The 21,615-nt window shown below is 53.0% G+C and carries 26 protein-coding genes; 14 read left to right on the forward strand and 12 right to left on the reverse strand.

Translation table 11 applies throughout. The features are described 5' to 3' along the window. Positions 1 to 33 precede the first annotated feature (33 nt). Positions 34 to 1,245 (forward strand): MFS transporter, encoded by a 1,212-nt coding sequence (locus B9Y90_RS07875; protein WP_085540868.1) that lies wholly within the window; start codon positions 34 to 36, stop codon positions 1,243 to 1,245. 48 nt (positions 1,246 to 1,293) lie between these two features. Here B9Y90_RS07875 and B9Y90_RS07880 read toward each other — a convergent pair whose 3' ends face one another. Next, positions 1,294 to 2,277: a Ppx/GppA phosphatase family protein gene (locus B9Y90_RS07880; RefSeq protein WP_085540869.1), complete on the reverse strand. Its 984-nt coding sequence runs from the start codon at positions 2,275 to 2,277 to the stop codon at positions 1,294 to 1,296. A gap of 212 nt (positions 2,278 to 2,489) precedes the next feature. Between B9Y90_RS07880 and B9Y90_RS07885 the strand changes: the two genes are divergently transcribed. Then, positions 2,490 to 3,296 (forward strand): 5'-nucleotidase, lipoprotein e(P4) family, encoded by an 807-nt coding sequence (locus tag B9Y90_RS07885; protein WP_085540938.1) that lies wholly within the window; start codon positions 2,490 to 2,492, stop codon positions 3,294 to 3,296. 32 nt (positions 3,297 to 3,328) lie between these two features. Here B9Y90_RS07885 and B9Y90_RS07890 read toward each other — a convergent pair whose 3' ends face one another. Beyond that, the gene (locus B9Y90_RS07890) at positions 3,329 to 4,234 is read right to left on the reverse strand and encodes a LysR family transcriptional regulator (protein ID WP_085540870.1); all 906 of its coding nucleotides are present in this window, start codon (positions 4,232 to 4,234) and stop codon (positions 3,329 to 3,331) included. A 95-nt stretch (positions 4,235 to 4,329) separates the two neighbouring features. On the opposite strand from B9Y90_RS07890, the gene B9Y90_RS07895 reads away from it, so the two are divergent. Next, the gene (locus B9Y90_RS07895; RefSeq protein WP_208330158.1) at positions 4,330 to 5,226 is read left to right on the forward strand and encodes an MBL fold metallo-hydrolase; all 897 of its coding nucleotides are present in this window, start codon (positions 4,330 to 4,332) and stop codon (positions 5,224 to 5,226) included. Then, positions 5,223 to 6,176, forward strand: coding sequence for an alpha/beta hydrolase (locus tag B9Y90_RS07900; RefSeq protein ID WP_085540872.1), 954 nt, complete (start codon positions 5,223 to 5,225; stop codon positions 6,174 to 6,176). Before B9Y90_RS07895 ends, B9Y90_RS07900 begins: the two co-directional genes overlap by 4 nt. A 37-nt stretch (positions 6,177 to 6,213) precedes the next feature. Here the strand turns inward: B9Y90_RS07900 and B9Y90_RS07905 are convergent, their stop codons facing one another. Next, on the reverse strand, positions 6,214 to 6,963 hold the full coding sequence (locus B9Y90_RS07905; protein ID WP_085540873.1) for an SDR family NAD(P)-dependent oxidoreductase: 750 nt from the start codon (positions 6,961 to 6,963) through the stop codon (positions 6,214 to 6,216). A gap of 8 nt (positions 6,964 to 6,971) precedes the next feature. After that, on the reverse strand, positions 6,972 to 7,706 hold the full coding sequence (locus tag B9Y90_RS07910; protein ID WP_085540874.1) for an SDR family NAD(P)-dependent oxidoreductase: 735 nt from the start codon (positions 7,704 to 7,706) through the stop codon (positions 6,972 to 6,974). A gap of 170 nt (positions 7,707 to 7,876) precedes the next feature. Here B9Y90_RS07910 and B9Y90_RS07915 point away from each other — a divergent pair, with 170 nt between their 5' ends. From B9Y90_RS07915 to B9Y90_RS07935, 5 genes are all read left to right on the forward strand, one after another. Next, positions 7,877 to 8,782 carry a LysR family transcriptional regulator gene (locus B9Y90_RS07915; protein WP_176227855.1) on the forward strand — a complete coding sequence of 302 codons (906 nt, stop codon included), beginning with the start codon at positions 7,877 to 7,879 and terminating at the stop codon, positions 8,780 to 8,782. Between the two features lie 86 nt (positions 8,783 to 8,868). Further along, positions 8,869 to 9,258 carry a RidA family protein gene (locus B9Y90_RS07920; protein WP_085540876.1) on the forward strand — a complete coding sequence of 130 codons (390 nt, stop codon included), beginning with the start codon at positions 8,869 to 8,871 and terminating at the stop codon, positions 9,256 to 9,258. 23 nt (positions 9,259 to 9,281) lie between these two features. Next, the gene (locus B9Y90_RS07925; protein WP_085540877.1) at positions 9,282 to 10,256 is read left to right on the forward strand and encodes a threo-3-hydroxy-L-aspartate ammonia-lyase; all 975 of its coding nucleotides are present in this window, start codon (positions 9,282 to 9,284) and stop codon (positions 10,254 to 10,256) included. A gap of 17 nt (positions 10,257 to 10,273) precedes the next feature. Continuing rightward, a complete protein-coding gene (locus B9Y90_RS07930) occupies positions 10,274 to 10,921 on the forward strand; it encodes a helix-turn-helix transcriptional regulator (RefSeq protein ID WP_085540878.1) in 648 nt (215 codons plus the stop codon). A gap of 32 nt (positions 10,922 to 10,953) precedes the next feature. Next, entirely contained in the window at positions 10,954 to 11,874 is a 921-nt protein-coding gene (locus tag B9Y90_RS07935) for a dienelactone hydrolase family protein (RefSeq protein WP_085540879.1), read from the forward strand. On the opposite strand, the gene B9Y90_RS07940 is transcribed toward B9Y90_RS07935, so the two are convergent. Further along, positions 11,835 to 12,629: a BPL-N domain-containing protein gene (locus B9Y90_RS07940; RefSeq protein ID WP_441302648.1), complete on the reverse strand. Its 795-nt coding sequence runs from the start codon at positions 12,627 to 12,629 to the stop codon at positions 11,835 to 11,837. The genes B9Y90_RS07935 and B9Y90_RS07940 overlap by 40 nt on opposite strands. A 72-nt stretch (positions 12,630 to 12,701) precedes the next feature. Beyond that, positions 12,702 to 13,604 carry a LysR family transcriptional regulator gene (locus tag B9Y90_RS07945; protein WP_085540880.1) on the reverse strand — a complete coding sequence of 301 codons (903 nt, stop codon included), beginning with the start codon at positions 13,602 to 13,604 and terminating at the stop codon, positions 12,702 to 12,704. A 121-nt stretch (positions 13,605 to 13,725) separates the two neighbouring features. Here B9Y90_RS07945 and B9Y90_RS07950 point away from each other — a divergent pair, with 121 nt between their 5' ends. The 3 genes from B9Y90_RS07950 to B9Y90_RS07960 all read left to right on the forward strand — a co-directional run bounded on the left by B9Y90_RS07950 (position 13,726) and on the right by B9Y90_RS07960 (position 15,707). Further along, positions 13,726 to 14,463 (forward strand): SDR family oxidoreductase, encoded by a 738-nt coding sequence (locus tag B9Y90_RS07950; protein WP_039293614.1) that lies wholly within the window; start codon positions 13,726 to 13,728, stop codon positions 14,461 to 14,463. A gap of 25 nt (positions 14,464 to 14,488) precedes the next feature. Next, a complete protein-coding gene (locus B9Y90_RS07955; RefSeq protein WP_085540881.1) occupies positions 14,489 to 15,385 on the forward strand; it encodes an SDR family NAD(P)-dependent oxidoreductase in 897 nt (298 codons plus the stop codon). A gap of 61 nt (positions 15,386 to 15,446) precedes the next feature. Next, positions 15,447 to 15,707, forward strand: coding sequence for a hypothetical protein (locus tag B9Y90_RS07960; RefSeq protein ID WP_085540882.1), 261 nt, complete (start codon positions 15,447 to 15,449; stop codon positions 15,705 to 15,707). Between the two features lie 553 nt (positions 15,708 to 16,260). On the opposite strand, the gene B9Y90_RS07970 is transcribed toward B9Y90_RS07960, so the two are convergent. The 3 genes from B9Y90_RS07970 to B9Y90_RS07980 all read right to left on the reverse strand — a co-directional run bounded on the left by B9Y90_RS07970 (position 16,261) and on the right by B9Y90_RS07980 (position 17,978). Next, on the reverse strand, positions 16,261 to 16,725 hold the full coding sequence (locus B9Y90_RS07970) for a hypothetical protein (protein ID WP_085540940.1): 465 nt from the start codon (positions 16,723 to 16,725) through the stop codon (positions 16,261 to 16,263). 211 nt (positions 16,726 to 16,936) lie between these two features. Continuing rightward, positions 16,937 to 17,209 (reverse strand): YrhB domain-containing protein, encoded by a 273-nt coding sequence (locus B9Y90_RS07975; RefSeq protein ID WP_085540884.1) that lies wholly within the window; start codon positions 17,207 to 17,209, stop codon positions 16,937 to 16,939. A 250-nt stretch (positions 17,210 to 17,459) separates the two neighbouring features. Beyond that, positions 17,460 to 17,978, reverse strand: coding sequence for a CbrC family protein (locus B9Y90_RS07980; protein WP_085540885.1), 519 nt, complete (start codon positions 17,976 to 17,978; stop codon positions 17,460 to 17,462). Positions 17,979 to 18,511: 533 nt separating this feature from the next. Between B9Y90_RS07980 and B9Y90_RS07985 the strand changes: the two genes are divergently transcribed. Both B9Y90_RS07985 and B9Y90_RS07990 read left to right on the forward strand, forming a co-directional pair. Then, the gene (locus B9Y90_RS07985) at positions 18,512 to 18,985 is read left to right on the forward strand and encodes a hypothetical protein (RefSeq protein WP_085540886.1); all 474 of its coding nucleotides are present in this window, start codon (positions 18,512 to 18,514) and stop codon (positions 18,983 to 18,985) included. A 223-nt stretch (positions 18,986 to 19,208) separates the two neighbouring features. Then, complete coding sequence (locus B9Y90_RS07990; protein WP_085540887.1) at positions 19,209 to 19,508, forward strand: hypothetical protein; 300 nt, start codon at positions 19,209 to 19,211, stop codon at positions 19,506 to 19,508. A 127-nt stretch (positions 19,509 to 19,635) separates the two neighbouring features. Here B9Y90_RS07990 and B9Y90_RS07995 read toward each other — a convergent pair whose 3' ends face one another. The 3 genes from B9Y90_RS07995 to B9Y90_RS08005 all read right to left on the reverse strand — a co-directional run bounded on the left by B9Y90_RS07995 (position 19,636) and on the right by B9Y90_RS08005 (position 21,599). Continuing rightward, positions 19,636 to 19,986, reverse strand: coding sequence for a DUF6678 family protein (locus tag B9Y90_RS07995; RefSeq protein WP_369678984.1), 351 nt, complete (start codon positions 19,984 to 19,986; stop codon positions 19,636 to 19,638). 96 nt (positions 19,987 to 20,082) lie between these two features. After that, complete coding sequence (locus B9Y90_RS08000; RefSeq protein ID WP_085540889.1) at positions 20,083 to 20,631, reverse strand: GNAT family N-acetyltransferase; 549 nt, start codon at positions 20,629 to 20,631, stop codon at positions 20,083 to 20,085. Between the two features lie 59 nt (positions 20,632 to 20,690). Continuing rightward, complete coding sequence (locus B9Y90_RS08005; RefSeq protein WP_085540890.1) at positions 20,691 to 21,599, reverse strand: LysR family transcriptional regulator; 909 nt, start codon at positions 21,597 to 21,599, stop codon at positions 20,691 to 20,693. Positions 21,600 to 21,615 lie beyond the last annotated feature (16 nt).

Below are 21,615 nucleotides of genomic sequence, written 5' to 3' on the forward strand. Positions count from 1 at the left end.
CATCAGGGCTCGTCATCCCCAGAGAGAAAAATCATGTCGGATAATCCGCTGAGCGTCACCCTGAACCGCCCGCCCGAGACGGAAAAAAATTCGCCTTTAACCTCCACTCTGCTGCTGATCATGGCGGTGGCCTGCGGGGTATTTGTCGCCAATGTCTACTACAACCAGCCGCTGCTGGAACTGCTTCAGCAGGCATTTCCGGGGCAGCTTGCGCTCGTCAGCCTTGCGCCGACGGCAACGCAGCTTGGATTTGCCTTTGGTTTGTTTTTGCTTGTGCCACTGGGCGACAAAATTAACCGCCGCACGCTGATCCTTTGCCAGTCCGCCGGGCTGGCGGTAGCGCTGGCGTGCCTCGCCTTAGCGCCTAATGTTGTCACGATTGTTATTGCCTCCGCTGCGGTGGGTGTGACGGGTTCCGTTGCCCAACAAATAGTGCCGTTCGCCGCCGAACTGGCTAAACCTGAACGCCGTGGGCAGGTCGTTGGCACGGTAATGAGTGGCGTGCTGTGCGGCATATTGCTTGGGCGAGCCGTGGGCGGTTTTAGCGGCGATCACTGGGGATGGCGGGCAACCTTCTGGCTCGGTGCTGTGGCAACCGCTTTCGGCTGGCTGATGCTGTTCTTTACCCTGCCGCACCACACGTCGGGCAATAAACAGAGCTACATGACCCTGATGCGTTCGTTGGTTTCTCTTTGGCGCGAAGAACCCCTGCTGCGTCGGGCGACCTGGATTCAGGCCGCGTTGTTTGGCTCGTTCATCGGCCTGTGGACTATTCTGGCCTTGCAGCTGCACGCCGCTTTTCATCTTGGTGCCGACATCGCCGGTCTGATGGGGATTGTGGGCGCAGTAGGCATCCTGATTGCGCCGCTTGCCGGGCGGATTGCCGACCGCCGCGGGCCGTATGCCGTTATCGGGCTTGGGGCGCTGGTCATGGTTATCTCTTTTGCGGTGCTGGGGCTGTGGACTTCGCTCACCGGGCTGGTGATTGGCATCATCCTGATGGATCTGGGCGAGCAGTCAGCGCTGATCTCTAACCAATATGTGATTTACGCCCTGAGGCCGGAAGCCCGCAGTCGTATCAATACGGTCTTTATGAGCGGCATGTTTATCGGCGGCGCGCTGGGATCCTGGGGCGCGAGCCTGATGTGGCGGCTGGGGGGCTGGGAGCTGGCTTCAATGCTCGGCGGTGGGCTTAGCCTTATCGGGCTCATCATTCATCTGATCGGACAACGCAAACGCGGTTAGTGCCACAGGCGGCGGCACGAAAATCGCCGCCGCCTGAAGCATGAGACGTTACTGAATCAGCACGCCCTGAACAAGATTGGCCTTCACTACGGTCACCTGAGGGATTTTCAGCGCTTCCATATAGCCCTGAACGAGCAGCAGGTTGCTGACGTCTGTGGCCCTGTAATCACCACGTAGCTCTGAGTCCCCTTTCCACACCTGGCTGGCGGAGGTTTTTTGCAGATCGGCGAGGGTGTAGACCTTTTCGTTAAGCTGCTTGCTGACGGAGAAATCATGCACCCCGCCGATGCCCACGACGGTACGTTTAGCCAGCGCCTGTTTCATCTCCGGGCTGACGTGAGTTGTGGCGTAGAAGCGAACAAACCGCAGCACGCCGTCGCGCAGGGAACCAATCGGATTTGGAGAGCTGACGTCATGCAAATCTTTGTTTTTCACTACGTCGATGATGTAGTTCTTCAGCGTGACGGAGGCCAGCTTGCCCTGGTAAATCTCCGGCTGCCATTTATCGTGTTTCTGCAGCCAGGTGGTCATTTGCATCGACCCGCCGCCAATGTCCCAGACCACCATCTGGTCGTCTGCCAGCGGCACGGGCATCGAGGCTTTGGCGGACAAGAAGCCCAGTTCGGCCTCTTGTTCCTGAGTAATAATTTTTAGATTCACCGGAGCTGCACGATTGAAGGCATCGATCGTCTGCTGGGCGTTAGACGCGCTGCGGAAAACAGCGGTTGCCACGCCGTTAAAGCGGGCAGGATGATAGCGAGAGGCCTCTGCAGCTAGCTCGCGCAGCGCCGCCTGCCCCTGCTGTTGAATAGCCGGGCTGAGCGTGTTGTCTGCAGATTTGGATAAATCTTCGTTAAAACCGATTGGACGCTGATCCTCGAACAGTACTTTGTTGATGCGTTGCTTACAGGTGTCCACTTTGGCGACCACCAGCTTGGTGGTGCCGGAGCCCATGTCGATCCCCGCCCGGGTCTCCTCACAGCCAGCGGCGTGGGCCGTAACGCTCACGCCGGGTAATGCCGCCGCCACCATCAGGAAAAAAAATTGCGTCGAAATATTTTTGTCATATTGAGTATCCAGTGTCGATCCATTAAAAAGCTATTGATAACGTAGCTTTAATATTCGGTAAAACACTTTTTAACAATACCTGCTGATTTTGTTAGAAAAAGTCACTGCATTGTTCAATGTGGGGGCTGGCAGGTATCAATGGCGTTAATGATAAAAGCAAGGGTAAGGACATAAAAATGAAGAAAAGTTTATTGTGTGGCGCTGTAGCGCTGGTACTGGTCAGCCTGACGGGTTGTGCCAATCAGCAACAGGCGGCCGATCAGAAGCTGGCCAGCCAGACGGTAATGGCGGTGGACTGGTTCCAGCAGTCCGGCGAATACCGCGCGTTGGCGTACCAGTCATTTAACAGTGCTCGTGCCGCGTGGGATCAATCCGCTAAACAGGGCAACGCTAAGCGTGCCGTTATTGTGGATCTGGATGAAACCATGCTCGACAACAGCGCCTACAGCGCGTGGCAGGCCAAAAACAACAAAGCGTTTGACGACAAAACCTGGTCCCAGTGGACTCAGGCTCGCCAGGCGCTGGCCGTCCCAGGCGCCGTGGATTTTGCTAACTACGTGAACAGCCACGGCGGCACGATGTTCTATGTGTCTAACCGCGACAGCAAAGACTATGACGCCACCGTTGCCAACATGAAAGCCCTGGGCTTTACCGGTGTGAGCGACAAAACTGTGCGCCTGAAAACCGACAGCTCCAACAAGCAGGCCCGTTTTGATGCGATCAAAGCCGAAGGCTATGACGTGGTAATGTACATCGGCGACAACCTGAACGACTTCGGTAAAGCGACTTACCACAAGGATCAGGCACAGCGTCAGCAGTTCGCCAGCGATAACCGCAACAAGTTTGGCACCCAGTTTATTGTGCTGCCGAACCCAATGTACGGCGACTGGGAAGGCGCTTTAGCGCCAAACTATTACAAGCTCAATACCGCCCAGCAGGCCGAAGCGCGTGAAAATGCGCTGCGTACCTGGTCCGGGAAATAAGCTGTCTTACCCCACCCGTGCGGTGGGGTTTTTTATGCCGCCACGCTGGCCTGAAGCTGCGCTCTAAGCCAGCGGTGGGCGGCATCATCGTCAAACCGGCGGTGCCAGGTGGCATACAGGCTGAAATGGCGGACATCAAACGGCAACGGGAATGAATCAAGCACTTCGTGATAGCGAGACAGAAAACGGGCCGGTAGCGTGCAGACCAGGTCGCTGTTCTGCAAAATCAGCGGCACCAGACTGTAAAACTGCACGGAAACGCCCACCCGGCGGGCCAGGCCCTGGTCAGCCAGCAAATCGTCAATAAATCCCCGAAACCCGCCTCCCTGGCCGGACACTAAAATGTGCTCAAGACTGGCATAACTTTCCAGCGTCAGCGGCTCATTTCCTCTCGGATGGCCTTTTCTCTGCGCCAGTTGGAACGCCTCATCGACCAGCGGCAGTTGCTGCGCACCCGGCACGGCATCCCGTGAGGTTAAAGCTATATCGATTTCACCCGTTTCTAACTGGCTCTGAAGCCGGTTCGTCTGCGGGGCAATAAACGCAAAGCGAATATGATGCCAGCCGGCGTCGCGGGTGAGTTTAATCAAGCGAGGGGCAATAATCGCGGCGGCATTGTCGTTTGCTCCCAGAGTAAACGTGCGGTGCGCGCGGGCGGGATCGAATTCCGGCTGCTGTGCCACCACTTCTTCAAGCGTTTGCAGCGCCCGGCGCAAAGGTTCACGCAGATGCGACCCCAATGGCGTCCGCACCATTCCTCTGCCCGACTGTGCGGGGATCAGGAGCTGATCCTCAAACAGATCCCGTAGCCTCGCCAGTTGAGCAGACAGTGCAGGTTGGCTGATATTCAACTTTTCCGCCGCGCGGGTGACGTTGCACTCCTCCAGCAGAGTATTCAATGAGGCAAGCAATGCAAGATTGTGACCGGAGAGATTCATGTAGCTTATACCTGGCATCCTGATTATCGATTTCACGGTACTGACTTATCTCATTAGCATCAACCGCAAGTTAAAACCTGATGAGGTTACCTGCCGTGTTGAAATTCCAGCTCCATGATATTTCCGTTACCCGCGTGGTTGAACAACGCGGACCAGGGTTTGCCCCTGATTTTCTTTACCCTGATTGGGATCCGGCTTTATTGGAGGAGCATCGTGGGCTGATGGTGCCCGAGTGCTTCGATGTGGTCTCCCGGCGTTTTATCGCCAGCATTCATAGCTGGGTGGTGCGCACCCGGCATCACACTATTCTGATTGATACCTGTGCAGGCAACCACAAAGAGCGCCCTTCACTGCCCCGCTTCCACCAGCTTGATTTGCCGTTTCTGAACCGGCTGTCGGAGGCTGGCGTGACGCCAGAGAGCGTGGATTACGTGATGTGCACTCATCTGCACGCCGATCACTGTGGCTGGAATACGCAGCTCATTGATGGCCGCTGGGAACCGACATTCCCCAACGCCCGCTACGTGTTTTCTCGCAAAGAATACGATTACTGGCTGACGCATCAGGATGATGAGGGGTTCAACGCCAACGTTTTCAACGACAGCGTCAGGCCGATTCTTGAGCGCAACCAGGCGCTTATTGTGGAAGGTACTACAGCCATTGCCGATGCGCTTCTTATTCACCCGACACCGGGGCACAGCCCAGGGCACATCACTTTTGAATTGCTGAATAACGGGCATCGCCAGCGGGGCGGACTTTTCTGCGGCGACATTATGCACCAGCCGCTACAGGTTTATCGGCCGGCCTGGAACAGTCGGTTTTGTGCTGACCAGCAGCAGGCTCGTGAGTCGCGCCGCTGGCTTCTTGAACATGCTGCCGAGCATCAGAGCACCCTTTTTACCGCCCATTTTGCCAGCACCTCAGCCGGGCACGTCACGCGCCGTGGGGACAACTTTGACTGGCATTTTATTCACCCGGAGAACGTGAAATGACACCTGAGATTCTACGTAACGACTTTTATATTCCCACTACAACGCCAGGCATTGAGCTTTATGTCCGTAACAAGAGACGTGGCGATCTCACCGCGATCCCTGGTGCCCGCACGGTACTGTTTGTCGCCGGATCGACCTACCCGGCGTCGACCTCGTTTGATTTAGCCCTGGACGGCACTTCGTGGATGGATAATCTGGCTCACGCGGGTTACAACGCCTGGCTGGTGGATGTGCGTGGCTATGGCCAGTCATCAAAACCTGCAGAAATGGCCGAGCCGCCGGAGCAAAATGCGCCCGTGGTGCGAACACCGGTGGCCGTTAGCGATGTGGCTTCAGCAGTGGACTTTATTCGACGGCAGACTGGGCATGCAGCGATCAATCTGATTGGCTGGTCCTGGGGAGCGGCGCTGATGGCAACCTACACTACCGCGCACAATGGCGCAGTGAATAAGCTGGTGCTGCTTGCTCCGCAGTGGATCCGCGATACCCCCAGCGCTTCAGATACCGGCGGAGAGCTTGGCGCCTATCGGGTGGTCAAACGCAGTTCGGCCAAAGACCGCTGGCTGAATGGTGTACCTGAAAGTGAGCGGGAAAGTGTGCTGCCGCAAGCCTGGTTTGACGCCTGGGCGGATGCGACGTTTGGGCCCACCGAAGATGCGGCCATCAAAGCCCCTAATGGCACGGTGCAGGATAGCCGCGAAATCTGGTCGGCAGGCCGGGCGCTGTATGATGCCGCGCAGATCCGTGTTCCGGTGCTTATCGTTCATGCCGACTGGGACAGAGACTGCCCGCTTGAGTTGTCAAAAACGCTATTTTCGCAGCTAACCCAGGCTCCTCATCGCCGTTGGGTTGAAATTGGTGAAGGGACGCATTCGGTCTTTATGGAGAAAAACCGCTGGCAGGTGTTTACCGCTGTCCAGCATTTCCTCGACGAGAAAGCCCCTGTTTAGACTGTAAGCCGGGGAAAACCCCGGCTTTTCATGTCTGCTACCTTAATCCACCGGAGACGAGCAGATGATCGCCGGTGATAAATGCGGCCGCTTCAGACGCAAGAAATACCGCCGCCGAAGCAACATCATTCGTATTCCCAAGCCGACGCAAAGGAGTCCGTGCCACGTATTGCTTGGTTAAATCGGATTCAGCCGTACCCTCGGGAAACGATTTCTCAGTAACAGTCAGTCCGGGTTTTAGCGTATTCACTCTGATGCCTTTTGGCCCTAATTCATTTGCCAGGACTCGGGTATAGGCGTCCAACGCGCCTTTCGTCGCGGCATAAACGGAAGCGCCAACGGGGGAAAACTCAGTGGCAGAAGAGCTGATGTTAATAATGCTGGCACCCGGCTGAAGGTGTTTCAATGCCGCAGAGGTTACCAGCATGGGCCCTAAAACATTAGTACGAAACTGTAGCTCATATTCCCGTGAGTCAAAATCCTCCACCGAGCTAAACAGTGCAAGCCCAGCGTTGTTAACAATGACATCCAGGCGATCATAGATATTGATCGCGGCCTCAACCAGCGCCTTTGCCTGTATTGCATCAGTAACGTCTGCCGCCACGGCCAAGGCACGACCGCCATTTTCCTTAATGGCGTCTACAACGGCTTGGGCCCCAGCCTGATTCGAACGATAGTTCACCACCACAAAGGCCCCCGCCTTGGCCAGGGCTTGTGCAATATCCGCCCCGATACCGCTCGAGGCGCCGGTCACCAGGGCGACTTTATCTTTTAGCGTAAATAACATTTTAAACCTTATACCTGAGTGAGCCCGCCATCGACGCACAGGTCAATGCCGGTAATATAGCTGGCGTCTTCAGATGCAAGAAACAGCACTGCAGAGGCCAATTCTTCTGGTCGGCCAAAGCGGCCCAAAGGAACGGCTGCCGTCATCATCTCCTTCCACGCTTGTGGGGCGGGATCGGTGAAAGGCGTTTCAACGGGGCCAGGGCTAATGGTATTGACCCGGATATTGCGGTCTTTGAGTTCCATTGCCCAGGTTCGGGTAAAGGAGCGAACTGCCGCTTTGCTTGCGCTGTATACGCTCATGCCAGGCAATGCTTTAAGATGAGCAATTGAGCTATTTAAAATAATAGAACCGCCATTGTTCATCAGCGGTACTGCTTTTTGTACGGCAAAAATCACATTTTTTACATTAGAGACAAAAGTGTCATGAAATAACTGTTCGCTAATATCGGGCAGGAACTGATTAATATGCCCCACGCCTGCACATACAAAGAGCACGTCAATATTTCTGCCGCTGTCATAGATACTCTTATACAACGTATCCAGATCGTATATTTTGGATAAATCACTCACGATGCCAGTAGCTTGTGGGCCGATAGCGCCCACAGCTGCTTTCAGTTTGCTCTCATCTCTTCCGGTAATGACAACGTCTGCACCTTCATGAGCAAAACATTTCGCCGTTGCCAGACCTATTCCGCTTGAACCGCCAATAATCAGTGCATATTTTCCCGATAGTTTTCCCATTGGACCCTCACGATATTGTTAATCAGGCAGTAGTCATGATTATTTTTTTGGTTAATAGTGACAATATGGAATAGATGAATAGCTAAAATTCCAAAATAGAATATTGATCGCGATAGGAGCGGTGTGCAGCATAGCCGTGGCTTATCAGGTTTATGACAAAGGCAACGGCAATGGATCATCTAAAAGGCATAAGGCTTTTTGTTCGAGTTGTAGAAAGCAAAAGTTTTGTTGGGGCCGGCAAAGCGGAAGGCGTCGCACAATCCACGGTGAGTAAAGAAGTCTCAGGGCTTGAAGCTCGTCTCAATACCCAGCTTATCCGTCGAAGTTCACGTGGGATAAGCGTCACTGAAGCCGGACAACAGTACTATGAATTTGCCAGCGGGATGTTGCACGACCTTGACGCAGTAGAACATCGGCTAAGTGTCGGAGAGACTTCTCCTCGCGGCCGGTTCCGCGTCGCGGTACCTTATGTTCTGTGCAGCCGTTTTATTATGCCAGCCTTGCCTGAGTTTCTGGCAAACAATCCTGGCATCACGCTGGATATTGAAGCTTCAGAGCGTTATGCAAGTCTCATTGAAGATGGATTTGATGTGGCAATCCGAATTGGTCACCTTGCTGATTCAGGCCTGATTGCCCGGCAGATAGGAAGCCTTGAACCTGTCGTGGTTGCTTCCCCTGAGTATTTGCAGCGGCATGGCACTCCACAAACGCTAGAAGATCTAACCCATCACAACAGCCTGCCTTTTTTATTTCAGGGCGTAATCAAACCGTGGCGTTTTCTTACCCCACAGGGTGAAATAAGCATAAGAGTGACCGGATCGCTTCGGGCCAACGATGCTGAGGCCATTCATAATGCGGTACGGCTTGGGCTGGGGATAGCTCAGGGGCCACGCTGGATGTTTGCCGAAGAGATAGCTGCAGGTCTTTTGGTTCCCGTACTGGAAGCATTTACGGCCGGTATGGTTCCCATTCACGCGGTAACCTCTGCACGCCGGCGTATCACGCCGGCAATTCACGTTTTCGTGGATTATCTTGCACATTGCATGCATCAACAGCGCCATTTGAAGATTCGTTGAGCCTCAAGGATGCCACAAATCTCTTGATCAACATTTAGTCCAGATATAGATTATTTGTCTAAATTCAACTGACCTTGAGAGGAAACATGGCCCCGGAGATTACGCTGCGCAATATCGAACTGGTTCCTGCCCCCGTGGGGCACTATTCCCACACCGCCACCGCAGGCGGTTTTGTGTTTATTTCCGGCCAGCTTCCCGTGGCGGCGGACGGCACGCCTCGCTGCGAAGCGCCCTTCGAAGAACAGGCTCAACTGGTGCTGCAGAATATTGAGTCCTGCCTGGCCTGCGCGGGCGTGACAAAACAGCATCTTGTTTCCGTGCGGGTGTACATCACGGACATCAATCTCTGGCCGCTGTTTAACACTATCTACGCAACGTGGATCGGCGAGCATCGCCCTTCCCGCGCGGTGGCTGGCGTGGCACAACTCCATTACGGCGCGGCACTCGAAATCGAAGCCGTGGCGCTCTCTGAATAAGACAACCGTTTAAAGGTGGCAAAATGAGTGAATTAGTTCTTCCTGTTTATGATGATGTTGTTGCGGCTGCTCAGCGTATTGAAGGTCATGCCAACCGCACTCCGGTCATGACGTCCCGTACCGTGAATGAAGAGTTTGGCGCCGAAGTCTTTTTCAAATGTGAAAACTACCAGCGAATGGGCGCGTTTAAGTTCCGCGGCGCGATGAACGCCCTCGCTCAGTTCACGCCGGAGCAGAGAGAAGCCGGCGTGGTAGCCTTCTCCTCCGGGAACCATGCCCAGGCGATTGCCCTTGCCGCAAGGCTGCTGGGGATCCCGGCCACCATCGTAATGCCGGAAGATGCCCCGGCGGCCAAAATTGCCGCCACCCGTGAATATGGCGGCAAAGTCATCCTCTATAACCGCTACACCGAAGACCGCCAGCAGATTGGCAAAGATCTGGCGGAAAAATATGGCCTGACGCTGATCCCGCCTTACGACCATCCGCACGTCATTGCCGGCCAGGGCACGGCGGCGAAAGAGCTGTTCGACGAAGTTGGCGAGCTGGACGCGCTGTTTGTTTGCCTGGGCGGCGGTGGCCTGATTTCCGGCTGTGCGCTGGCGGCGCGTCACCTCTCACCCCACTGCAAAGTATACGGCGTGGAGCCGGAAGCCGGGAACGATGCTCAGCAGTCATTCCGGCATCGGCAAATTGTGCGTATCGATACGCCAAAAACCATCGCCGATGGTGCGCAAACCACCTTCCTGGGCGACTACACCTTCCAGATGATTTGCCAGAACGTGGACGACATCTTCACCGCCACTGATGAAGAACTGATCGACTCGATGAAATTCTTTGCCGAACGGATGAAAATGGTGGTCGAGCCTACGGGCTGCCTTGGCTTTGCCGCCGCACGCGGAATGAAAGAGAGCCTGCGCGGGAAGCGAATCGGGATTATCATCAGCGGCGGTAACGTCGACATCAGCCGCTACGCTGAATACCTCGCCGGGCCACGTTAATCAGAAGGAGAAATAGAGTGTCAAAATCAGAAAACAGTGCCCTGCTCGACCAGCTCGAAACCATCGCCCAGGGGTTGAGTGAAACCTTCGCCCCTTTTTGTGAGGTGGTGGTACACGACCTGACGCAGCCCGATCACTCTATTCTCTCCATCCACAACAACCTGTCCGGCCGTGAGGTTGGCCAGGGCGCCACGGAAATGGGGCTGGCGCGCATTGCCTACCCTGATTTCCCGGCAGTGATCGCCAATTATGCCAACCAGTTTGCCGACGGACGCCCGGTAAAAAGCACCTCGATTGGGCTGAAAGATGACGCCGGAAACTATGTCGCCGCGCTTTGCCTCAACCTGGATATGACTTTGTTCAGAGGGATGCAAAGCGCCCTTGCCCGCTTCACCGATACCAGCCCTGGCCCGGTGGAAGAACATATTGAACCCGCAGGTTCCGAAGCGCTCAGGCTGAGGATCGATCGTTACGCGGCTGACATCGCGACGACGCCGCGCGCGCTGAAAACTTCAGAAAGAATTGAGCTGTTGCAGACGCTGAAAAAAGAAGGATTACTGGATATCCGTAAGTCGATGGAAACCGTGGCGCAGCATCTGGGCGTTTCCCGGGCATCGGTTTATTTATATGCAAAACAACAGCCGTCCGTAGATGACACGGCATAATTCAACCGCAGTAACTTTGCCAGGGCAGACAAATGGGTTCTTTGAAGTGGCTGATAGCGCCCGGTTCTTTACTTCGCATGTTCGCCGGGCTGCCGGTTGCGGCGCTTCTTCTCAGCATCAGCGGCTGTAGCTCCCTTGGTAATAACGCTTCATCATCCCTGAGGCTGGATCGCCAGCTCAACGAACAGATTGTGATGTTGCCCGTGCAGATAGAGGGCCGAACCGTTGAGCTGGAAACCACGCTGTATAAGCCCCCAGGTAATGGCCCTTTTCCCCTGCTGTTAATGAATCATGGTAAAAACCCAGGCAATTCGCGCACGCAGCCACGTTCCCGGCATCTTCAAATCGCTTCGGTATTTGTTCACCGGGGATTTGTGGTCGCGGTCCCGATGCGGGAAGGCTTTGCGGCCTCCGGCGGCCAGTACCCGAAAGACGGGTGCGATGTGCGCCGCCACGCGTTTGATGAAGCAGAGGGTGTGGCTGCCGCCCTCAATGAACTAGTCAAACTGCCCTACGTGGACCGCTCACGCATTGTGATTGCCGGGCAGTCGGACGGCGGACTGGTGACCATGGCGCTGAGCACGCATCCACTCCCCGGCGTGCTGGGCGTGATTAATTTCTCGGGTGGTCTGCGTCAGCCAAAATGTGAAGGCTGGCAGCAAAATCTGGTACGCACCTATGGCGCGATAGGCAAACAGGCGCGCTACCCGTCGCTTTGGTTCTACGGCGATAACGACCAGCTTTGGCCACAGCCGATGCCGCAGCAAATGTTCAGCGCCTACACCCGCCAGGCCACCGGGGCCGCAAGTCGCGCCCGAATGGTTGATATCGGCACCTTCGGTCAAAACTCCCATGACTTTGCCGACAACAAAGCAGGCGTCAGACTTTGGTACCCGCAGGTCAAAACCTTTGTTCAGTCGCTAGGAGTGCCGTTCGAACCCGTCTCGAAATAGCTAAGTAGCCGGGCCATTTTACTCTGAGGCGAGGTATGCCCGGCGATGCTGTTGTCAAACCAGCTGCCATCCGCCTCAGGGTGTGGCCCGGTCAGCACCACTTTCCCTTTACCATACCGGTAAGTGGCGATAGCCACATCGCCGTTGCTGTACCTGGCCACGGGCGTAAAGCCGCTGCTTTTCGTGCCGTGATTAAAATAAGGGCCATCCTGATAGTAAAAAGGTTCTTTTTTATTCCCCCAGCGAACATTCAGCGTGTAGTCACCTTCATCCGCCACGCCGGATCCAGGCCGCCCGACCTCAGACTCAAGGGGCTTGTCGATAAGCCCTATCCAGTCTTTGTCCGCCAGGTAAGCCCCCATGCACAGGCCAAGATAACCTTTCCCGCGTCTCACAAACTCTCTGATGGCCCGCGCGCCGTCATCGCCAATGGCATCATACGCGGCCGGAATATCCTGCCCGCCACCGGGCTGCACGTAGAGATCAAATTGACTCAAGTTCTGGCCGGTCAGCTTGAGCTTTTCCTTTTCACCGATGTAGGAAATAACAATGTTTTGCCCGGTGTTTTGCAGGGATTTTGCCACCATTTCAGAGCAACCTTCGCAGCCCGCGGCACCCCGGTATATGGCGATGTTTAAGGGGCCGCTGTTGGCTGCATGCGTAGCGAATGGAGATAATAAAAAAGCACAGAGCGCTATGCGTGATACGTTCAGACCTTGTCGTACGTTCATCCGGGCATCCTGTCTGAGAAGCACTTTAGGGGGAGTCAGTATGGATGCCGCAGCCTTTTAAAAACCAGTTAAATCGCGGTGTGGTTTAACCTGCGTTCAGCCAGGAAACCGCGCGCTGTAAATCTCCTTCAGCCAGTCGATAAACACCCGTACGCGCGGCGAAAGCTGTCTGTTTTGGGTGTACACCGCAGAAACGGCGATGGCCGGGCTTTGCCAGTCAGCCATGACTTCTACCAGCCGACCTTCAGCCAGCGCCTGTTCGACGTGGTAACGCGGAAGCTGAACCAGGCCGCAGCCACGCAGCGCACAGATGACATAGTTCTCCGCTTCGTTAACCGTCACCCAGCCTTTGGGTGAGAAAGCCCGGCGCTCGTTATCGATAATAAATTCAAGAGGGTAATTCACGCCGCCCGTTGTCGAGAAAAAGTTAACGCACTGATGATGTTCGAGATCGTCCGGGTGCACGGGCACGCCAAATGCCGCCAGGTAGTCCGGGCTGGCGCACACAATTTGCGGCAGATCAGCCAGGTGACGGGCAACCAGCGAAGAGTCCTGTAACTTACCGGCACGTACCACGCAATCTATCCCCTCGCGCACCAAATCAACCAGCCTGTCGCCGCTACTGATAATCAGCTCAATGTCGGGATAGCGGCGGTGAAACTCATCCAACTGCGGAAGGACGATGTGCGATGCGTGCGTCCCCTGCAGATCGATGCGTAAGATCCCTCTAGGTCTGGCAACAACCGGGCGCAGCGCGGCTTCAGCGTCATTCAACTCCGCAAGAATGTACACACAGCGCTGGTAATACGCTTTGCCATCCTGGGAGGCTCGCACATGCCGGGTGGTGCGCTCCAGCAAGCGGCAGCCAAGCTGGCTCTCCAGCTCTTTAATGGCATTGCTTGCCGTGGCTCTCGGGATGCCAAGCTGGTCGGCAGCCTGGCTGAAGCTGCCCAGCTCAACAATGCGGGTGAACAGCTGCAGCGTGTCAAATTTGTCCATCTATTATTAACCATAACGGAATTATCTAATCAAATTAGCACCATTTATCCCGAATACAAAAACATTAACAATGCACCCACGCCCACTCGGGGCGATTCATTCACAGTATCTGGAGAACAACATGACAACTGCAAAGAAAACTGCCCTGGTGACCGGCGCTTCCCGTGGGATTGGCCGGGCAATTGCCGAAAGGCTGGCCCGCGACGGCTTCACCGTCGTCGTCAACTACGCCGGGAATAAAGCCAGCGCCGATGAAACGGTCCAGGCCATTAAAAACAACGGCGGGCACGCCGTGGCGATTCAGGCGGATGTGTCCTCTGAAAACGATGTCACCCGCTTGTTTGCCGAAGCAAAAGCCATTCACAACCAGCTGGACGTGGTGGTGCACAGCGCGGGCGTAATGCCAATGGTGAAAATCACTCCGGCTGGCCTCGCGGAATTCGACAAAATCATCAGCACAAACCTGCGCGGGGCATTTATGGTGCTGGCGAACGCCGCTGAGTCGCTGCAGGAAGGCGGCCGCATTATCGCCCTTTCAACCAGCGTTATTGCCAAATCATTCCCGGCTTACGGCCCTTACATCGCCTCCAAAGCCGGGGTTGAAGGCCTGGTGCACGTCCTCGCCAACGAACTGCGTGGCCGCAATATCACCGTCAACGCCGTTGCGCCTGGGCCAACCGGCACCGACCTTTTCCTGAACGGTAAAACCGAAGAACAAATTCAAACCATCGCCAACCTCGCCCCGCTCGGACGCATCGGCAAGCCAGATGAAATCGCCAGCATTGTGGCCACGCTGGCTGGCCCGGACGGCAGCTGGGTGAACTCTCAGGTGATCCGCGTTAACGGTGGCTTTGCCTAAGATTCTCGACGAACAGGAGAAAACCATGCAGCAAATTATTCTGATAACCGGCGCATCCAGCGGCTTTGGTGCGTTATCCGCGCGCGCCCTCGCCCATGCCGGACACATCGTTTACGCCAGTATGCGGGACATCGCGGGCCGTAACGCACCTCAGGTTGACAGCCTGAAGGATTATGCGTGGCATCACAGCGTTGATCTTCGGGCTATCGAACTGGACGTGCAGTCCGAGGCTTCGGCGGAGGCGGCAGTTGCACAAATTATCGCGGAGCAAGGCCGGCTGGACATCGTGGTGCACAATGCCGGACACATGTCCTACGGGCCCGCCGAGGCGTTTCTGCCGGAACAGTTCAGCCAGCTGTTCGATATTAACGTCCTGGGGACTCAGCGGGTTAATCGGGCGGCGCTGCCTTACCTGCGCGAGCAAAGAAAAGGCTTAGTGTTGTGGGTCTGCAGCAGCAGTACGCGGGGTGGCACCCCGCCTTATCTGGCACCTTATTTTGCCGCCAAAGCTGCGATGGACGCCGTGGCCGTCAGCTATGCCGCCGAGCTTAGCCGCTGGGGAATTGAAAGCTCGATTTTGGTGCCGGGTGCTTTTACCAAAGGCACCAACCATTTCCTGCATTCAGGCAAGCCCGCGGACAGCGAGCGTGAGCTGGCATACACCCAAACTGGCCCGACGGCCGGGCTGGAAGATGAAGCGCTGAAAGGCCTGGCGGCCTGTGAGCCAGAGGATGCCGATGTTGCCGACGTGGCGGCGGCGCTGGTGGATATTGTGAATGCGCCGTATGGCAAACGCCCGTTCCGCGTGCACGTTGATCCTTCTGACGACGGTGCAGAAGTCGTAAACGCCGTCGCTGACCGTATCCGCAAAGAGTTTTTGCAGCGCATTGGTTTAGGCGACCTGTTAACTCCCCGGCAGTAAATCCCCCGCTTGCGGCTTATCTCGCCAGGGTTAAGCCGCAGGCCATTTCCTGGAGTCTTTTATGCGCACGCTGTTATTTTTGCTGAGCGGCTTTCTGCTTGCCAGCGGCTGTTACCTGCTTATCCGGCTGTTTACCCCGGACTATCCGCCAGCCCAGGCGGTAATCGCCCGAGGCTTTGCGGTGCTGTGGTGCCTGGTTGCGGCGGCAAATATGCTGATCGGGGTGATTAAAGTCGGCTACGGCTGGGGCGAAGAACTGGCCATTTTTGCAGCGATCTTCGCCCTGCCGGTTGTGTCGTTCTTGTGGATTGTTGAGCGCTAAGTGGGGGGAAACTCGTTCAAGTATCAATGCAAAAAAGTTCGCTTTTGGCACTAAGTGGTCAGGCCCGAGGAACATGACGTCTGCCAAACAGCGAGGAGCGGACACTATTACCAGCTTCAGCTATTGTGGTTTACGAAGTTGCGCTTACGGTGTTTCCCGGTTAAAGCTAGCAGAAACATCGTTATTTTTCTTATCGCATAATATTTATATGGGGAATAATTTAGGGTAAAGGAGGAATCAATGTCACATTCATCATCAAGAAGAAAAGTTCTAGCCGTAGAAGACCTTCTTGCTCATAGAGCGTCACACGCACGGAGTTGCGCTAACCATGTTGCGAATAGATTGGGCATAACCCGCAGCGAGCTATTGAAGAAGGTTGAGAAAGATACAGGAGCGAGTTTGGCATCGCCGCTTACAGAAGATGAGTTAATGAAAGCGTTTAATTACATGGAAAACCTTTAGGCACGGCTGCTTTGAGTGGTGAGCGGAGGTTTGTCATCGCTCTCATTGCTGATGACGACCGCACCTGCGGTAAAATAGAAAGTTTTGTCACTCAATCTATCCAGGGTACAGGTTCACCAATGTAAGTGTGTGTGCAGCAACGACAAGTCACCTTCACATCCTTTCTCGTAATCGAAGGGTTTACCTGTTGCAGAACTCCATTCTCATCAACAAACAGACCCGGATAAAAACTGCTTTCGCCAATGCAGACTAAATCCCTTCGCTGGCGCTCATGTAGCGCGACCAACCAGAATACAGGTTCAGTGGTATCAAGACGTCCACATACCTCGCTGAATATGTCATTCCATGGTTTGCCAATCTGTTTGATCAGAAAATAAAACAATGGTGTGTAGTCTCGACCACGCTTCTGTCTGCCATGCATTGTTTCGCGCTTTGCCAGTAGCTCATCTCCGACTTTTTTACGATTACGTTCCCAGCGATACTCAGCACCTGGATTATTAGAACGATGCCGCGTAGTCGTGTTGACGCTGCGATAAAGTTTACGGTGAGTACGCATAGCTCGATCTCGGCATCCATTATTCTGTAAGTCAGTAACCCCTGTCGGATCTAGATTCAATAGCTTATGACTGCATAAAAAACGGTCATATTTAAAGGCAGTCTCATTCTGCTGAAATGCCTTTCCACTGGCAACTACCAAAAAGTCCACTTCTAGCATGAAGCGAACAAGTGATCAGAGCTGAAGGTCCGCTGCGAGCGAGGAGCGGAAGTTATGTATTTTTTTGTTGTTCGTAATCCTGCAGATATTTATCTAACGGATAAGCAGTTCCAAATGAGTAAATTTCTCCATTATCTTTATCAATTATGAACGGTGCATTACCTGCCAACTGGGCAGAAAATTCACCCGTTTCCAGATATTCTCTCGATTGATAACAAAAGAACCAGCCTTCTGAGAATCGGCCATGAAGAGTAATAACGACTGGGATGTCATAGTCCTTAAGGTAATCCAAAGCCATGTCCATCGCATTTTGATAAGTAATCATTTTTCCCTCCTCAGTCGAGAACGTCATTTGAACTGGCTAATTTGAGCTGCTCCTAACAAACTAACATAGCACGATGTAAGCAAGTTCCGCTTCTGGCACGGAGCGGATACGCCTATGACAAAGGGGCTGCTCTGAGCGAGGATCGAAAGTTCGGAATGCACACGTACTTCGATGCGTGTTAAGCAATGGGGAGCAGGTCATTCGAGCTGTGAATTCAACGGGTCTGTTCAACTCTCTTTGTTCTCAGGAACTATGAGAAATCCCAATTAAGAACGAGAGCGCTACAGTGTTTACACGAGAATTTATAAAGCCCCTGATCTCCTCCAGGTTGATACCCGCTCATGAAGGTATCCCAGTCACTCCGGCTTTGGTCGTATCTTACCATCCAGATTTGGATAGTTTTTTCATCTGCTTCGATTATATCCTGAGCGGTAGCATCGCCATGAAATTCACAAGCATCATTACAATGCGTGGCCCACTCCTGATCTTGCCAGGTAAAAATGCCCGGAGTGCGGTACGAAATTTCACCCGACACGTTAACATCGACATATTCAGGATCTATTTCATTAAAAAAATCTACTAAGCCGGATTTAACAGCCTCGCCAGTTTTAATGCAATCTTGGCACAGCATGGCATCATTATCCGCAGAGGAATATTGGGGTCCGATATATTTAACCTTGCTAATTTTTTTACAGCAATCACAAGTAAATGACTCATCGACAAATACTGTCGATAAGTAGTTGTCGCTCATGTAATTAAATCGGGACATATATCATCCTTAATTTACCAACACACTTTTTAACACAATAACACAGGTAAAGGGTTAAACCCACGATCACAAAGGCGTCGCCAAAGCCTCCCAGATGGCTGCTATAAGGAAGTCGATTACGCAGCTTTCCTGGACGCACCCGCCTATTCAAAATGACTGTTTTCTGAAGAGGATAAGCAAACCCAACGATTCACTTTTAGACAGTTATAGTAAATGAACATTCGCTCCTGCACAAAGCGAGCTAAGTTGTGGGCTAACGTCTGCTCTGAGTGAGGAGCGGAAGTTCGCATTTGTCATAACCGCAGGGATGCAGGACTAACATTGACATGTAATAATCAACCGGGAGCAGGTCACCTTTACCCGGCAGTGACTACTGTGGGTTTGTGTTTTGCTTTGAGGTGAAAAAGGTCAGGGCGAATGCGCTCAGGAGGTGGTCAAACACTACGCCGAATGCGGTTGAGCCGAAGGCAATCGAAAGCTGAATCATTGTGCCCTATAATCAAAAGCAGCGTATCTTGCAGGAATTAAAGGCAATGAAGTTTAAAAAAATGACAGAAGAACAAATACAGCTTGATGTCGAAAAAATAAATGGGTTTCTGTCAGCAATAGAAATATTGAATGTCGCAGATAATATTGGCGTTGAATACACATTTGTTCGTTTGCCATCGGAGCGGACATTGCTTAAATCTGTTGAGAGAAATATTACTGAAGCATATCCGGATACGATTGTTGCGAACTGGCATATTAGCCTGGAGCAGGTTAGCGAAAAACAACTTGCCGATAATATCAACATGTGGTTTTTCCACTTCGGAAATGCAGCGATTTTGAACGATAAATTATCTGCTCTGCGTTCAGGATTTATGGATATGCTGAAACAGGTTATTTATGCACCTAATATCTATCGAGTCACCATGTCTCCGCCAGTATGGTATGCAATAAACTGGGATATATTTGCTTTCGACACGAAGAGTGGTTTTTTCATGCTGGAGTTTAACTTCGATGCGTGATGACCGGGAATCGCCATTCCGGCATCCTGATTGCAAGTCTTCTGCTTAACGGAACCATTACGTGAGAGTCGAGGCTTTGCATTGACTATGTTAGCGCCAGGCGTGCAGCTCACATGGATTAAGGTTCGCTCTGAGCGAGGAGCGGACCTTCTTGTACAAAGCGTAGCGTCGGATTACAGTAAGATTATTGATTGATAAGTTAGTCGAATCAGAACAGTAACCAATGAAACAAAAGCTTCGCAAACGTAACCAAGACTGGATATCAAGACAATTACAACGTGCGAAAAAAGAGGAAATGCCGTTGAGCTTCTTTATGAGCTTTCCCTCAATACGCGCAGCTGCATGTAATGGTGAACGCCTTAAACGACGTGGTCGTCTCAAGCCGGACTGGAATCGCGCATTGTTTCATCAGGGTTGGGGAGAAGTGCCAATTGTAGGGCCACAAGGCTTAGTATATTGGTTTGAGGGGTTTGATAAGGAACAATTACCAGGAGAAATGATGTCGCTGTGGGAAGATGCCTAACTGTATTGACTTTGATTTAATAGCTTTCAGTGTAACGCTTCATCCACAAAACAGACAGCGAGGAGTAGAGGCCAATTCTACGCAAAGACTAAAGTATTCCTGTTAGCCATTAAACGATTTTATTCAGTTAAAGATAATCTACATAGCTGACCGAATCTGCATACCCCAAAATCCTATAACCGGTTGATGTCTCCATTCCAGGGAGATGAATAGCACGAAGAATAGTACCTACTGTGGCATGCTGTTCAACTGAATTCGTCAAAATATCAAGATACTGGATATCCAAATAACCGCCTTCACTGAAATGGTAAAACCACTCGCCATCAACTGCGGATTCATTGCCATTGAGAAAAGTGATTTTCCATAAGGGAGAAGATTCCATGCTAACCATTGCCACACGGATCTGATCCCATTTTGTATTATTCATGCAGCTATAAAGCATTCTAACCTCCAGGATATTCTCCCGACAGATTAACACACTACATGGATAACAACGTCCGCTCCTGGCGCAGAGCTGACAGTATTGCTGTGATAAATCCGCAATAGGCGAAGAGCAGACATTCCATAACTTACATTAATCAACCTGACGAGCGTTCCATTCGTTGCGCGTGATTTCCCAGAGTTCGGAATCCAGCAGGCCGCTGACATACTCTTTCTTTTCAGTTCTGATAAGCCGCATGCCGCTACTGTCTGAAATACGTCTGGAACGGCTATTGAGAGCCGCTTTCGGCGCACGCAATACTGTCTTATTTAATGTATTAAACCAGTAATCCGTCGCGACATTACAGGCCTCACGCATAAAACCCTGCCCCTGATATTCCGGCGCTAACCAAAATCCACGGTTATTATCCTCAACGTCATAAAGGCAGATTAAACCCATAATTTCGCCTGGGGTCTGACGGTGTCTGATAGTCCAGAACCAGGCAATCCCTTTTTCCATATCAGGCAGGGCAACGTTATTGACGTAATTTTCAGCCCCGTTATCCGGATAGGGCCATGGTACTGAGGAGACCATATAGCGAACGATCTCCCAACGTGGATAAAGCACCTGAATCTGTGAGGCATCTTCAGCGGCTAATGGCTTTAACAGCAAGCGTTCTGTATGGAGCTCTGGTATTTGCATATGCACTTTCCTTTCCGATGAAATATCTATTTCCGTTTTGGCTGATTTACCTTAGAAACTCAACCCACCAGCCCGCTAACAAAATCCAGCAACGCCCGGGTTTTTGCCGGCACATGATGCCGGGACGGATAATACGCATAGAGCGGGAAACGGTGATCTGACCATTCGGGAAACAGCGGTACCAGCCGCCCGGAAGCAACATATTCCTCGCTGCCTAGTTCAAAGATCTGAGCTACGCCCAGGCCCGCAAGACAGGTACTGAACGCCGTTTCCGCATCGTTGACCGTTAACATGCCTCTGGGCTGGATCATCACTTTCTTTTTACCCTGGTGAAACTCCCAGGCAAACGGTTTTCCCGTCAGCGGTTCCCGAAACAATATGCAGCGGTGTGGTGCCTGCTCCAGTTCTTGGGGCGTTTGAGGATAACCAAAGCGGCGTAAATACTCTGGAGAGGCCATATCAAAAACACGGGTGTCGAACAGCTTTCTGGCTATCATCGACGAGGACTGAGGGTGGCCAAAACGCAGAGCCAGGTCGAAGCCGTCAGAAATAAGATCGCCCAGTTCATCCCGGCTGCGCAGCTCGATTTCAAGCTCAGGATGTTTATCCATAAACGCGCCGAGGCGTGGCCCTAAAACCTGGCTGGCAAACAATGGGTCAACATTCACTCTCAGCTTCCCGCGAAGGGTTTGCCCGTCCCCTGCCGCGCCGCCGGTGACTTCAGCCAGTGCGCCAATCAGCGGCATGACCTGCTCGTAGAACTCCCGCCCCTCGTCGGTCAGCCGCACAGAACGCGTGGTTCGGTCAAAAACGCGAATGCCGAGCCGTTTTTCAAGGCGAGCAATGGCCCGGCTGACGCCGGACTGCGACATATCGAGCATTTCGGCGGCTGCGCCAAAGCTCAGGGTATCCACCACCGCGGCCATCACATCCACGCCTTCCAGCAATTGCGAACTTAAGGCTCTCATTGTTGATTCTCAGTCA

The organism is Cedecea sp. NFIX57 (assembly GCF_900177785.1).
Taxonomy (GTDB): domain Bacteria; phylum Pseudomonadota; class Gammaproteobacteria; order Enterobacterales; family Enterobacteriaceae; genus Cedecea; species Cedecea neteri_C.

Bases quoted from the DNA above. Each gene is read 5' to 3' on its own strand.
- B9Y90_RS07975 (WP_085540884.1), bottom strand. From the start codon at position 17,209: ATGATTACTTATCAAAATGCGATGGACATGGCTTTGGATTACCTTAAG.
- B9Y90_RS07980 (WP_085540885.1), bottom strand. From the start codon at position 17,978: ATGTCCCGATTTAATTACATGAGCGACAACTACTTATCGACAGTATTT.
- B9Y90_RS07970 (WP_085540940.1), bottom strand. From the start codon at position 16,725: ATGCGTACTCACCGTAAACTTTATCGCAGCGTCAACACGACTACGCGG.
- B9Y90_RS07890 (WP_085540870.1), bottom strand. From the start codon at position 4,234: ATGAATCTCTCCGGTCACAATCTTGCATTGCTTGCCTCATTGAATACT.
- B9Y90_RS07880 (WP_085540869.1), bottom strand. From the start codon at position 2,277: ATGGTGGCGGCGGCATTACCCGGCGTGAGCGTTACGGCCCACGCCGCT.
- B9Y90_RS07900 (WP_085540872.1), top strand. From the start codon at position 5,223: ATGACACCTGAGATTCTACGTAACGACTTTTATATTCCCACTACAACG.
- B9Y90_RS07950 (WP_039293614.1), top strand. From the start codon at position 13,726: ATGACAACTGCAAAGAAAACTGCCCTGGTGACCGGCGCTTCCCGTGGG.
- B9Y90_RS07905 (WP_085540873.1), bottom strand. From the start codon at position 6,963: ATGTTATTTACGCTAAAAGATAAAGTCGCCCTGGTGACCGGCGCCTCG.
- B9Y90_RS08000 (WP_085540889.1), bottom strand. From the start codon at position 20,631: ATGCAAATACCAGAGCTCCATACAGAACGCTTGCTGTTAAAGCCATTA.
- B9Y90_RS07925 (WP_085540877.1), top strand. From the start codon at position 9,282: ATGAGTGAATTAGTTCTTCCTGTTTATGATGATGTTGTTGCGGCTGCT.
- B9Y90_RS08005 (WP_085540890.1), bottom strand. From the start codon at position 21,599: ATGAGAGCCTTAAGTTCGCAATTGCTGGAAGGCGTGGATGTGATGGCC.
- B9Y90_RS07875 (WP_085540868.1), top strand. From the start codon at position 34: ATGTCGGATAATCCGCTGAGCGTCACCCTGAACCGCCCGCCCGAGACG.
- B9Y90_RS07955 (WP_085540881.1), top strand. From the start codon at position 14,489: ATGCAGCAAATTATTCTGATAACCGGCGCATCCAGCGGCTTTGGTGCG.
- B9Y90_RS07885 (WP_085540938.1), top strand. From the start codon at position 2,490: ATGAAGAAAAGTTTATTGTGTGGCGCTGTAGCGCTGGTACTGGTCAGC.
- B9Y90_RS07960 (WP_085540882.1), top strand. From the start codon at position 15,447: ATGCGCACGCTGTTATTTTTGCTGAGCGGCTTTCTGCTTGCCAGCGGC.
- B9Y90_RS07920 (WP_085540876.1), top strand. From the start codon at position 8,869: ATGGCCCCGGAGATTACGCTGCGCAATATCGAACTGGTTCCTGCCCCC.
- B9Y90_RS07910 (WP_085540874.1), bottom strand. From the start codon at position 7,706: ATGGGAAAACTATCGGGAAAATATGCACTGATTATTGGCGGTTCAAGC.
- B9Y90_RS07990 (WP_085540887.1), top strand. From the start codon at position 19,209: ATGAAACAAAAGCTTCGCAAACGTAACCAAGACTGGATATCAAGACAA.
- B9Y90_RS07915 (WP_176227855.1), top strand. From the start codon at position 7,877: ATGGATCATCTAAAAGGCATAAGGCTTTTTGTTCGAGTTGTAGAAAGC.
- B9Y90_RS07935 (WP_085540879.1), top strand. From the start codon at position 10,954: ATGGGTTCTTTGAAGTGGCTGATAGCGCCCGGTTCTTTACTTCGCATG.
- B9Y90_RS07985 (WP_085540886.1), top strand. From the start codon at position 18,512: ATGAAGTTTAAAAAAATGACAGAAGAACAAATACAGCTTGATGTCGAA.
- B9Y90_RS07945 (WP_085540880.1), bottom strand. From the start codon at position 13,604: ATGGACAAATTTGACACGCTGCAGCTGTTCACCCGCATTGTTGAGCTG.